This is a genomic window from Streptococcus infantis (assembly GCF_047460405.1).
GTDB lineage: Bacteria > Bacillota > Bacilli > Lactobacillales > Streptococcaceae > Streptococcus > Streptococcus infantis_Q.
This window is the reverse complement of sequence record NZ_JASHGH010000018.1, coordinates 1-12,220: the sequence shown is the minus strand read 5'-3', so window position 1 is coordinate 12,220 and position 12,220 is coordinate 1. Positions and strand designations below refer to the sequence as shown.

12 protein-coding genes are annotated in these 12,220 nt (G+C 41.2%); 10 read left to right on the top strand and 2 right to left on the bottom strand.

From position 1 onward, the window contains the following. Window positions 1–483 precede the first annotated feature (483 nt). Genes QM928_RS08460 through QM928_RS08440 form a run of 5 tightly spaced genes read left to right on the top strand, consistent with a single transcriptional unit; the run spans window position 484 to window position 4,660 of the window. The gene (locus QM928_RS08460) at window positions 484–933 is read left to right on the top strand and encodes a MarR family winged helix-turn-helix transcriptional regulator (protein WP_414295048.1); all 450 of its coding nucleotides are present in this window, start codon (window positions 484–486) and stop codon (window positions 931–933) included. Between the two features lie 18 nt (window positions 934–951). Then, complete coding sequence (locus QM928_RS08455) at window positions 952–1,806, top strand: SDR family oxidoreductase (RefSeq protein WP_414295047.1); 855 nt, start codon at window positions 952–954, stop codon at window positions 1,804–1,806. Beyond that, window positions 1,799–2,527 (top strand): ABC transporter ATP-binding protein, encoded by a 729-nt coding sequence (locus QM928_RS08450; protein WP_248035786.1) that lies wholly within the window; start codon window positions 1,799–1,801, stop codon window positions 2,525–2,527. The genes QM928_RS08455 and QM928_RS08450 overlap by 8 nt, the downstream gene beginning before the upstream one ends. After that, window positions 2,520–4,040 (top strand): ABC transporter permease/substrate-binding protein, encoded by a 1,521-nt coding sequence (locus QM928_RS08445; RefSeq protein WP_414295046.1) that lies wholly within the window; start codon window positions 2,520–2,522, stop codon window positions 4,038–4,040. The genes QM928_RS08450 and QM928_RS08445 overlap by 8 nt, the downstream gene beginning before the upstream one ends. Further along, window positions 4,037–4,660, top strand: a complete 624-nt coding sequence (locus tag QM928_RS08440; RefSeq protein WP_075231492.1) for an endonuclease III domain-containing protein — start codon at window positions 4,037–4,039, stop codon at window positions 4,658–4,660. Before QM928_RS08445 ends, QM928_RS08440 begins: the two co-directional genes overlap by 4 nt. A 186-nt stretch (window positions 4,661–4,846) precedes the next feature. Here the strand turns inward: QM928_RS08440 and QM928_RS08435 are convergent, their stop codons facing one another. Further along, window positions 4,847–5,380, bottom strand: a complete 534-nt coding sequence (locus QM928_RS08435; protein WP_414295045.1) for a TetR/AcrR family transcriptional regulator — start codon at window positions 5,378–5,380, stop codon at window positions 4,847–4,849. A 133-nt stretch (window positions 5,381–5,513) separates the two neighbouring features. On the opposite strand from QM928_RS08435, the gene QM928_RS08430 reads away from it, so the two are divergent. After that, window positions 5,514–6,413 carry a cation diffusion facilitator family transporter gene (locus tag QM928_RS08430; RefSeq protein WP_315639822.1) on the top strand — a complete coding sequence of 300 codons (900 nt, stop codon included), beginning with the start codon at window positions 5,514–5,516 and terminating at the stop codon, window positions 6,411–6,413. A 76-nt stretch (window positions 6,414–6,489) separates the two neighbouring features. Next, window positions 6,490–7,527: a zinc-binding dehydrogenase gene (locus QM928_RS08425; protein ID WP_414295044.1), complete on the top strand. Its 1,038-nt coding sequence runs from the start codon at window positions 6,490–6,492 to the stop codon at window positions 7,525–7,527. Window positions 7,528–7,742: 215 nt separating this feature from the next. Here the strand turns inward: QM928_RS08425 and QM928_RS08420 are convergent, their stop codons facing one another. Continuing rightward, on the bottom strand, window positions 7,743–8,744 hold the full coding sequence (locus tag QM928_RS08420; protein WP_414295043.1) for a LacI family DNA-binding transcriptional regulator: 1,002 nt from the start codon (window positions 8,742–8,744) through the stop codon (window positions 7,743–7,745). Between the two features lie 168 nt (window positions 8,745–8,912). Here QM928_RS08420 and QM928_RS08415 point away from each other — a divergent pair, with 168 nt between their 5' ends. From QM928_RS08415 to QM928_RS08405, 3 genes are all read left to right on the top strand, one after another. Beyond that, window positions 8,913–10,091 carry a galactokinase gene (locus QM928_RS08415; protein WP_414295042.1) on the top strand — a complete coding sequence of 393 codons (1,179 nt, stop codon included), beginning with the start codon at window positions 8,913–8,915 and terminating at the stop codon, window positions 10,089–10,091. Between the two features lie 18 nt (window positions 10,092–10,109). Then, window positions 10,110–11,591, top strand: coding sequence for a UDP-glucose--hexose-1-phosphate uridylyltransferase (locus QM928_RS08410; protein WP_075231486.1), 1,482 nt, complete (start codon window positions 10,110–10,112; stop codon window positions 11,589–11,591). Window positions 11,592–11,660: 69 nt separating this feature from the next. Continuing rightward, window positions 11,661–12,065, top strand: a complete 405-nt coding sequence (locus tag QM928_RS08405) for a PaaI family thioesterase (RefSeq protein WP_045763132.1) — start codon at window positions 11,661–11,663, stop codon at window positions 12,063–12,065. Window positions 12,066–12,220 lie beyond the last annotated feature (155 nt).

Sequence of the window (12,220 nt, the reverse complement as noted above, 5' to 3'; positions counted from 1 at the left end):
TTTTAGTTCTCTATCGTCATGATTACAAGCCAATTTGTATCTATAATACTTCTTTATTAGCCTTGTTTCTTGTCAAACTTTTTAATCCTCAGATCAAGACGAATATCTTATCAGCTAGTTTTGCTAGGGGATTTAATATTCTATTAAATTCTTTAATTTTCTTTTATCTTTATTTTTTTGAATTAAGGAATCTTAGTTTTAGTCTTTTCTTATTCTTTTGTTTACTATATTTTATAAAAATTTTTATCATTCCTTTATGTTTGGTTTCTAGTCAAAATTCTAAGTATGGTCCTTATCTAGTCCATAGTAGTTTCTTTAAGGGGAATGCTTCAGATGTAATTCATGTTTAATTTTATAAAAATGATGACTTTCTACTTTTTGGTAGGAAGTTTTTTATTATTTCCATATCGAAATAGTTGACAGATGTAATTCAGAGTGTTACAATAATTAAAAGGTTCGATATAGAACAAAAAAGGAGACAAAATGCACAAAATGTTAGGAGGCTACCAAGCTCTACAGATTCGATTGTTAAACGGGCGTATCTTTCAAAAACTCTTGAGCAAGCAACCAGATGCTCAATATAGAAGTGAACAAGGGAAAATTTTAACGATTTTGTGGAAGCAAGAGTTGGGGTGTGCTACTGCGACCGATATCGCTCTCGCGACGGGTCTAGCCAATAATACATTGACCAGTATGGTTAAGAAATTGGAAGAACAAGGTTTGGTTACGATTCAACCTTGCACGCAGGATAAAAGGAAAAAATATATCTCTTTGACAGAACTCGGTTGGGCACAAAAAGAAATTGGAGACCGTGTCAGTGAAGAACTGGGAGAGATTTTCTACCAAGGCTTTTCTGATCAAGAAATCCGAGAATTTGAAGCTTATCAAGAGCGAATTATCTCCAATCTAAAAGCTAAAGAAAATGATATGTAGGGAAAGGAAGTAACAGTTATGATTGGAATAACAGGTGTAACAGGGAAATTAGGCTCTTATGTGGCTGATCTTGTCGATCAGCAAAGAATTGCTTCTATCCATCTGGCAAGAAGCCCAGAACGTGCAAAAGTCTACGCGTCAGCGGAAATTCGTAAGATGGTGTATGCCAATACTCCAGAGGTGGTTGAGGCCTTAAAGGGTATCGATACCTTGTTGATGGTATCTGCTCGGGAAAATCCAGAGCGTGTCAAGGAGCACAAGGAGTTTTTAGATGCTGCAAAACTAGCAGGGGTGCAGCATATTGTTTATACCTCCTTTTATGGGGCAGATGAGAAGGCAACTTTTACCTTGTCTCGAGATCATGCCCAGACGGAAGCCTATATCAAGGAGTTAGGGTTCACCTACACTTTTTTGAGAGATAATTTTTACTTGGACTTTCTGATTGATATGGCGCTTGAAAATGGAGAGATTCGTGGTCCGGCTGGCAGCGGCCTTGTGTCAGCTGTTGCCCGTAAGGACACATCTAGGGTTGCAGCAGAAATTCTTTTAAATCCTAAGGAGTGGGAAAATCAAACCTTGAATTTGACAGGGCCAGAGGATCTCTCCATGGAAGAAATCGTAGCACTTCTCTCAAATCAGACCGGTAAGGACATCACGTATATAGATGAATCAGTAGAAGAAGCCTATGAGTCACGAAAAAAATGGCCAGCACAAACTTGGGAGTACGATGCCTGGGTCAGTACCTATACAGCGATTAAAGCTGGCGAACAGGCTGGGGTTTCAACAGATATCGAAAAAGTCCTAAGGCATCCAGCAAGCAGCCTTTTGGATATTCTTAGAGATAGAAAACTTATTGAGGAAAAAAATGATTGAATACAAACATGTAGCCTTGCGCTACACGGATAAAAATATTTTAAAAGATGTCAATCTCCGCATTGAAAATGGAGAATTCATGGTGCTAGTGGGTCCTTCAGGATCTGGTAAGACCACCATGATCAAGATGATTAACCGACTCTTGGAGCCGACAGATGGCAATATCTATATGGATGGAAAACGCATCAAGGATTATGATGAACGGGAGTTGCGTCTCAGTACTGGCTATGTCCTCCAAGCTATTGCCCTATTTCCTAACTTGACGGTTGAGGAAAATATAGCATTGATTCCTGAGATGAAGGGTTGGAGCAAGGAACAAATTGCCTCTAAAACCGAAGAACTCTTAGCCAAAGTGGGGCTTCCTGCGGCAGATTATGCTCATCGTTTACCAAGCGAGTTATCTGGTGGTGAGCAACAGCGGATTGGCATTGTACGAGCCATCATTGGGGAACCAAAAATCTTGCTGATGGATGAGCCCTTTTCAGCCTTGGATGCTATCTCTCGCAAGCAGTTGCAAGCTCTCACCAAGGATTTGCACAAGGAGTTCGGGATGACCACCATCTTCGTTACTCATGATACGGATGAGGCTTTGAAATTAGGGGATCGAATTGCAGTTTTGCAGGATGGAGAAATTCGCCAGGTGGCAGAACCTGAAACAATTTTACAAGCGCCTGCGACAGACTTTGTAGCAAACTTATTTGGAGGTAGCCTTCATGTCTAATTTGATTTCAACCTTTCAGGAGCGATTTAGTGAATGGGTAACAGCTCTGGGTCAACACTTACAATTATCGCTTTTGACCTTATTGGTTGCTATTTTTCTGACCATCCCACTTGCGGTTTATCTAAATGGTCACAAAAAAGCAGCGACCTGGGTGCTACAAGTTGCAGGTATCTTCCAGACTATTCCTTCAATGGCCTTGTTGGGGCTCTTTATTCCTTTCATGGGGATTGGAACCTTACCAGCCCTTACAGCCCTTGTTATCTACGCTATTTTCCCGATTTTAGAAAATACAATCACAGCGCTGAATGGCATTGATCCTAGTCTTGAGGAGGCAGGAATTGCTTTTGGAATGACCAAGTGGGAGCGACTCAAGAAGTTTGAAATTCCACTTGCCATGCCTGTCATTGTATCGGGGGTTCGAACAGCGACCGTTATGATCATTGGGACAGCGACTTTAGCCGCTCTTGTGGGAGCTGGAGGATTGGGCTCTTTTATCCTTTTGGGAATTGACCGTCGGAATGCTAGTCTCATTTTAATCGGCGCAATCTCATCAGCCATCTTGGCCATTCTCTTTAATGTCATTCTCAAATGGTTGGAAAAGGCAAAGTTGAGTACGATTGTTTCGACCTTTGCTATCATGGTCCTTGGTTTGGGAGTTAGTTATGTTCCAAGTATCATTCCACATAATGAGAAAGACAATCTCGTCATTGCTGGGAAGTTGGGACCTGAACCTGAGATTCTCATGAATATGTATAAACTTCTCATCGAGGAAAATACGGATATGACGGTGACGGTCAAGCCTAACTTTGGGAAGACAGATTTCCTTTATCAAGCGCTGAAAAAAGGTGACATTGATATCTATCCAGAATTTTCTGGAACAGTGACAGAGAGTCTCCTCCAATCATCTCCACAAATTGGGCATGACCCGGAAAAGGTTTACGAGGTGGCTCGTGATGGTATTGCCAAACAGGATCAACTAGCCTTTCTTAAACCCATGGCTTATCAAAATACTTATGCTATAGCAGTTCCTAAAAAAATTGCGCAAGAATATGGGCTTAAGAGGATTTCAGACTTGAAAAAAGTAGAAGGACAGCTCAAGGCGGGATTCACTCTGGAGTTTAATGACCGTGAGGATGGAAACAAGGGCTTGCAGTCTGTTTATGGATTGAATCTTAATGTGGCAACCATGGAGCCAGCTCTTCGCTACCAAGCCATCCAGTCAGGGGATATTCAAATTACAGATGCGTACTCAACAGATGCTGAAATTGCTCGCTATGATTTAGTGATTTTGGAGGATGATAAACAACTCTTCCCTCCATACCAAGGCGCTCCACTCATGAAAGCTAAATTACTCGAAAAACATCCTGAGTTGGAAGCTATTCTTAATAAACTAGCTGGTAAAATCACCGAGAGCCAGATGAGTCAGATGAACTATCAGGTTGGTATTGATGGTAAGGATGCTTATACTGTTGCACATGATTTCTTGGTGGAACAGGGATTATTGAAGAAATGATGAGGCAAGAAGAAATACAAGAGACTCTTTTGCGACTCTGTAAGCACTATGGAGAACAAAATTGGTGGCAATCGGATAACAAGCTTGAAGATCTGGTATCGACTATTCTTATCCAGCGAACATCTGAGAAAAATGCTAAGTTGGCTTTAGCTGGTCTTATGGATGTCATGACAGTAGAGGGTATCCTAGGGTTATCACTAGAAGATTTACAGGAACGTATTCGACCTGCTGGATTTTTTAAGCAAAAGTCTCAAACGATTAGGGGACTTCTAATCTGGCTAAGAGAAAATGGTGGTTTTGAGGTTCTTGCTAGGATTGGAACAGAAGATTTACGGAAGCAACTTTTGGAGTTAAAAGGGATTGGACCAGAGACTGCAGATGCACTTTTACTATATCTTTTTGATCGTTCAGTTTTTATTTCGGACGAATATGCTAGAAGACTTTTTCGACGATTAGGATTTGGAAATTTTGATACCTATAATGAAATGCATGCTGTTTATTGTAATGTATTGGAAGGACTCACTCTCAAACAATGCCAAGAGATTCATGCTGTTATTGATGAACATGGGAAAGCTTTTAGCAAAAGTAAAGGCCAGTTAGACGAAAGTTGGTTACGATAAAAAAATTCTAAGGCTCCTTGTCTTAGAATTTTTTTAGTTAATGTACTTGCTTAAAAAATCATAATTTGATCAGATTACTAAATAGAAAGTAGAGGCAAAATATTCATGGTGAATGGAATATTTGAATGATAGAATGTTGACAGGTATTTTTCTTTTGAGTGGATATGAAATCTATAGTTGTGTTTGCTACTTCATCCCCATGACGTCTAAGTAAAATCTCACTACTTGATCCTCCGTGTAAGAGTTCCCCTTTTTCAGCCACCAGGTCAATGTTTCGATAAAGTTAGTTACAACATAGTGTTTGAGATAAGAAGCAGGAATATTAGGATAGGAAACTTGCAAGTCCTCTGCGACCATAGGATAAACATGGTGTTCCAATTCTTTCTGCAATTGACGGAGGAAGTAGTCGTTTTTAGAGAAAAGAAGACTGGTGACGTGGTCCTGATTTTTCTTAAAATGTGAAAAGATATGTGTCAAGTAAGCATTTGTAGTTATATTTTCCTCACGTTCAAAAAGATGATGAAAGAGATAACGGCAGAGCTCGTCTAGGAGTAATTCCTTGCTCTCATAGTGACTGTAGAAGGTGGAACGACCGACATCTGCTAGGTCAATAATCTCCTGAACAGTGATGGATTCAAAATTTTTTTGATTTAGTAATTGTAAAAAAGCAGTATAAATAGCTTTTCGAGTCTTGGTAATGCGACGATCTTGAGCAGTCATATGGACACTTTGAACAAACTGTTCATTAACTTACAAAGTAAACAGTTTGCCCCTATCCTTTCTTTTCGGAGTAAGAGATAATACTAGTAAAGGAAATAATTATACTACAATTATACCAAAGGAGGATGGGAAAATGTCAACGAAAGGTGCTGTTTGGTTAGCTTTTTTCTTAAATTTGAGTTATGCCATTATTGAGTTTATCGCAGGAGGGATTTTTGGTTCTAGTGCTGTGCTTGCTGACTCCGTTCATGACTTGGGAGATGCAATCGCAATTGGGGTATCAGCCTTTCTAGAAACAGTCTCTAATCGTGAAGAAGACAGCCACTATACCTTGGGCTATAAGCGCTTTAGCCTCTTGGGGGCCATGGTAACGGCTGTGATTCTAATAACAGGGTCTGTTCTCGTTATTTTAGAAAATATAACGAAACTCTTTAATCCACAACCGGTCAACGATGAGGGAATCTTATGGTTAGGAATCATTGCTGTTAGCATTAATGTGCTGGCAAGTCTAGTAGTTCGTAAAGGAAAAACCAAGAATGAGTCTATTCTGAGTCTTCATTTTCTGGAAGATACTTTGGGTTGGGTGGCCGTCATCCTAATGGCCATTGTTCTGCGATTTACCGACTGGTATATTCTGGATCCGCTCTTATCTCTTGTCATTTCCTTCTTCATTCTGTTAAAGGCTATTCCACGTTTTTGGTCTACTCTCAAGATTTTCTTGGATGCTGTGCCAGAAGGAGTGGATATCCATCAAGTAAAGAGTGATTTGGAGCAACTGGACCACATAGCTAGTATCAATCAGCTCAATCTCTGGACCATGGATGGTTTGGAGAAAAATGCTATTGTCCATGTTTGTCTAAAAGAAATTGAACAGATGGAGCTTTGCAAGGAATCGATTCGAACCCTACTCAAAGATTGTGGTTTCCAAAATATCACCATTGAGGTTGATGCAGACCTAGAAACTCACCAAGCCCATAAGCGAAAGGTCGAAGAGTTGGAAGTAGATAAAAGTCATGAACATCATCATCATTAATGAGACGTAGTATAAATGAGCGAAAGTTTGCTAAAAAGTGTATACTAAAGGTAGTTAGATAGAGAGAGGAAATTTTATGAAATCAGCAGTTTATACTAAGGCAGGTCAGATTGGTATTGAAGAAGTCAAGCGTCCAAGTATTCAAGAATCAGATGATGTTATTATCCGTGTAGTTCGTGCTTGCGTTTGTGGTTCAGACCTTTGGAGCTATCGTAATCCAGATATCAAAGCGGGTCATAAAAATAGTGGACACGAAGCGATTGGAATCGTTGAAGAAACTGGAGAAGCCATTACAACGGTCAAGCCCGGTGATTTTGTGATTGTACCATTTACTCATGGTTGTGGGGAGTGTGATGCCTGTCGTGCAGGATTTGATGGTTCTTGTGACAATCATATCGGAAATAACCTAGGAGGGAATTTCCAAGCTGAATACCTCCGCTTCCACTATGCCAATTGGGCACTTGTTAAAATCCCTGGACAACCGTCTGACTACACAGAAGGGATGCTTAAATCTCTCTTGACTCTAGCTGATGTCATGCCGACAGGCTATCATGCAGCGCGTGTGGCAGATGTGAAACCAGGGGATAAAGTTGTCGTTATTGGCGATGGGGCTGTTGGGCAATGTGCTGTCATCGCAGCTAAAATGCGTGGCGCTTCACAAATTATCCTCATGAGTCGTCACGAAGATCGTCAAAAAATGGCCTTGGAATCAGGAGCGACAGCTGTTGTAGCTGAACGAGGAGAAGAAGGCATTGCCAAGGTGCGAGAAATTCTCGGTGGTGGAGCAGACGCCGCTCTTGAGTGCGTCGGTACTGAAGCGGCCGTCGACCAAGCTCTCGGTGTTCTCCATAATGGCGGGCGTTTAGGTTTTGTCGGTGTACCACACTACAATAACCATGCCCTTGGTTCGACCTTTGCCCAAAATATCTCAGTGGCAGGTGGAGCAGCCTCAGTTACTACTTATGACAAACAAGTTTTGTTAAAAGCAGTTCTTGACGGTGATATTAATCCGGGTCGTGTCTTTACTTCAAGCTATAAACTGGAAGATATCGACCAAGCTTATAAGGACATGGATGAACGCAAGACTATTAAATCTATGATTGTGATGGATTAATACTCTTCGAAAATCTCTTCAAACCACGTCAGCTTCACCTTGCCGTAGATATAGGTAACTGACATCGTCAGTCTTATCTACAACCTCAAAGCAGTGCTTTGAGCAACCTGCGGCTAGCTTCCTAGTTTGCTCTTTGATTTTCATTGAGTATAAAAAGAAAAACCTAATAGGATTTGAGAATCTCTATTAGGTTTTTTTATGTTCAAGTGTTGTACTTAATGCATGGTACTCTCTCTTAAAGTTAGTTTGGTTCCTAGCATAGTAAGGCTTGGAATTTTACGTCCATGAAGGACTTCTCTGTTCAAAATATCCATTCCTGTGCGTCCCATTTCTTCGGTGTAGACTGTAATACTGGAAAGTGGTGGGAACACTTGCTTGGTTAGAATAGTATCATTAAAGGAAATAATGCTGACGCGCTCAGGTATGCTGATGCTGGCTTCTTGAAGGGCTCGAAGGGCACCAATTGCCAGGCTATCACTGGCTGCAAAAAAGGCCTGTGGAAGCTTCTCTCCTAATTTTTCGATAGCCTCCTTCATCAAGTCATATCCAGATTGGGCAGTAAATAGACCTTGAAAAATGAATTTTTCGTTATAAATTCCTTTTTCTTGCGTATAGGATATAAAGTAATCTAAACGCTTATCTGAGATAACTTCTTCATGGTCAGTAGTAGTTTCAAGACCGGATAAGATACCAATCTTTTTAAGCCCGTGGTCTGTAAAGTAATCAACGACCTGTCTAACTGCATTATAGAAATCCGTAATAACACAGGTATGACCAAGGGCAATTGTATCACTATCTAAAAATACTAGGGGTTTGTGGTATTCCTCAAATGATGCAATCTGTGCTTGGCTAAATTTCCCAATACAAAGAATCCCAATCACTTCTTCGCTAAGCGTAAAAGGTTGGTCATTAAAATAGCGCAAAATGTCGTAATCTAATTCTTGGGCTCTATTTTCAATTCCTAGTCGAATCTGGTAGTAGTAGAGATCTTCTAACTCTCCCTGTTCACTGACCCACTGGATGATAGCGATTTTCTGTTTGAGTTTATGTGATTCACCTGTTTTGAGATGTTTGGTGTAGCCTAGTTCTTCGGCAACGGTTAAAATACGATGTCTGGTTTCTTCTGTCACAGATAGACTCTGATCGCGATTGAGGACACGGGATACAGTTGCGATCGAGACAGATGCTAGCTGAGCAATATCTTTGAGTGTAGCCATAATTCCCCTCCTTTTTAGGTTATTATAGCATATTTTTCTTCCTTTTTACTCATAGTTTAGTAAAATATCGGTAAAAATGTTGACCTAAGCAAAACCCTTGGGTACAATAGAAGAAAACGATTACAGGATAAACTTTTTTACCTAATATTTCGTAAAAGGAGAATTCATATGACACAACATCTTACTGCTGAAGCACTTCGCAAGGATTTTCTTGCTGTTTTTGGTCAAGAAGCAGACCAAACCTTCTTTTCACCAGGGCGCATCAACTTGATTGGGGAACATACTGACTATAACGGTGGTCATGTTTTTCCAGCAGCTATTTCACTCGGAACCTATGGGGCTGCTCGTAAGCGTGATGACCAAGTTTTGCGTTTCTACTCAGCCAACTTTGAGGATAAGGGCATTATCGAAGTGCCTCTTGCTGACCTCAAGTTTGAGAAAGAGCACAACTGGACCAACTATCCAAAAGGTGTTCTTCATTTCTTGCAAGAAGCTGGCCATGTGATTGATAAAGGTTTTGATTTCTATGTATTTGGAAATATCCCAAATGGTGCAGGTTTGTCTTCTTCTGCATCTTTGGAGCTTTTGACTGGTGTCGTGGCAGAATACCTCTTTGACCTAAAATTGGACCGTTTAGATTTAGTAAAAATCGGGAAATTGACAGAGAATAATTTTATCGGTGTTAACTCTGGTATCATGGACCAATTTGCTATCGGTATGGGGGCAGACCAACGTGCCATTTATCTGGATACAAATAGTTTAGAATATGACTTGGTTCCCCTTGATTTGAAGGACAATGTTGTTGTTATCATGAATACCAACAAACGCCGTGAACTTGCGGATTCTAAGTATAATGAACGCCGTGCTGAATGTGAAAAAGCAGTAGAAGAACTCCAAGTGGCCTTAAATATTCAAACCTTAGGTGAATTGGATGAGTGGGCTTTTGATGAATACAGTTACCTCATCAAAGATGAAAATCGTTTGAAACGTGCTCGTCACGCCGTTCTTGAGAATCAACGTACGCTTAAAGCACAAGCGGCTCTTCAAGCAGGAGATTTGGACAAGTTTGGTCGTTTGATGAATGCATCTCACGTTTCTCTTGAGCATGATTATGAAGTGACTGGCTTGGAATTAGATACCCTTGTTCACACTGCTTGGGCTCAAGAAGGTGTTCTCGGTGCTCGTATGACAGGAGCTGGTTTTGGTGGCTGTGCGATTGCCTTGGTTCAAAAGGATGCTGTTGAGGCCTTCAAGGAAGCTGTAGGCAAGCACTACGAGGAAGTAGTTGGCTACGCTCCAAGTTTCTATATCGCTGAAGTGGCAGGTGGAACTCGCGTTCTTGATTAGTCAGAAGGAGGGTTTCTAGTGACCTTAGTAGAAAATTTTGTGACCAAAATCATTGCAGAAAGTAGCTTTGAAGAGTTGGATCGTATCTATCTGACCAATCGTGTTTTAGCACTGGTGGGAGATGGAGTTCTTGAAGTTGAGACTGACCAGGATGATTTGATTGAACTAAAAGATCAGCTTGTCGAGGAAGCCGTTCGATTGGAAACAATTGAAGATAGTCAGGCTGCGCGTGAGATTCTCGGTGCTGACCTCATGGATTTGGTAACCCCTTGTCCAAGTCAGGTTAATCGTGACTTTTGGGATACCTATGCCCAGTCACCAGAGCAGGCAATTGCGGATTTCTACCAACTCAGTCAGAAGAATGACTACATCAAACTAAAGGCTATCGCAAAGAATATTGCTTATCGTGTTCCGTCTGACTACGGTGAACTAGAGATTACCATCAATCTCTCTAAACCTGAAAAGGATCCAAAAGAGATCGCGGCAGCCAAGTTAGTCAAGTCGAGCAACTATCCTCAATGTCAGCTTTGTATGGAAAATGAGGGCTATCATGGTCGTGTCAACCATCCAGCTAGAAGCAATCACCGGATTATACGTTTTGATATTTCTGGGCAGGAGTGGGGCTTCCAGTATTCGCCTTATGCGTACTTTAATGAGCACTGTATCTTCCTAGATAGCCAACATCGTCCAATGGCCATCAGTCGCCAAAGTTTTGAGCATTTGTTAGCAATCGTAGAGCAGTTTCCAGGTTATTTTGCAGGTTCAAATGCTGACCTACCAATTGTGGGTGGCTCCATCCTGACGCATGATCATTACCAAGGTGGGCGACATGTCTTCCCAATGGAAGTGGCTCCTTTACAGAAAAGCTTTACCTTTGAAGGTTTTGAATCTGTCAAAGCAGGGATTGTTCAGTGGCCTATGTCTGTGATTCGATTGACGTCGGATTCAAAAGACGATTTGACCAATCTTGCTGAGAAAATCTTACTGGCTTGGCGTCAATACTCCGATCCAAGTGTGCAGGTTTTGGCGGAAAGCAATGGAACTCCGCACCACACCATTACACCGATTGCGCGTAAACGAGATGGGCAGTTTGAGTTGGATTTGGTCTTGCGGGACAATCAAACCTCTCCAGAGCATCCAGACGGCATCTATCATCCCCACAAGGATGTCCAACATATCAAGAAGGAAAATATCGGCTTGATAGAGGTTATGGGCTTAGCAATCTTGCCACCACGCTTGAAGGAAGAAGTAGAGCAAGTAGCAGCTTATCTAGTCGGAGAGGATGTTTTAGTAGCCGATTATCACCAAGAATGGGCAGATGAGTTGAAAGAAAGTCATCCTGGATTGACTGATAAAGACCAAGCTCTCGAAATTGTCCAAGAATCTGTGGGTAAAATCTTCGCTCGGGTATTGGAAGATGCAGGAGTTTATAAGCAAACAGAAGAAGGACAGGCAGCCTTTATGCGTTTCGTGGAGCAGGTTGGGATTTTACCTGAATAAGTGCTTCTCCCTTGCACAGAGTCATGAAAAGTAGTATCATAGTGTCGTTTGAAACATCAGGAGGAACGTATGAAAGATTTTCACTTTGACGCTATATCTGCCTTTGAAAACTATGAAATTGAAAAAATGAGAGATGGTCACGTTGTGGTAACGACAAAAGTAGTGGACTCCTCACTCAACTATTATGGGAATGCCCATGGAGGCTATCTATTTACCCTTTGTGACCAAATCAGTGGTCTTGTGGTGATTTCGCTTGGCTTAGATGGAGTGACGCTCCAGTCTTCTATCAACTATCTGAAAGCTGGAAATCTAGGGGACATTCTCACTATCAAAGGAGAATGTGTCCATCATGGACGCACCACTTGTGTCGTCGATGTTGATATCACTAATCAAGATGGCCGAAATGTCTGCAAGGCAACCTTCACCATGTTTGTCACAGGCCAACGATCTGAAGATAGACAGGTGAGGATATAGGAAATAATAAAAAGAGGCTCATGCCTCTTTTCAGATTGAAGACAAAGTCCTTAGAACTCAAGTTTCTAAGGGCTTTTCTTTGTGTAAAGTCGTATAATAGAGGTAAGAAGAGTTGTGAGGTAATCCCTATGTTTCACAAAGAAAAACCTGATTAT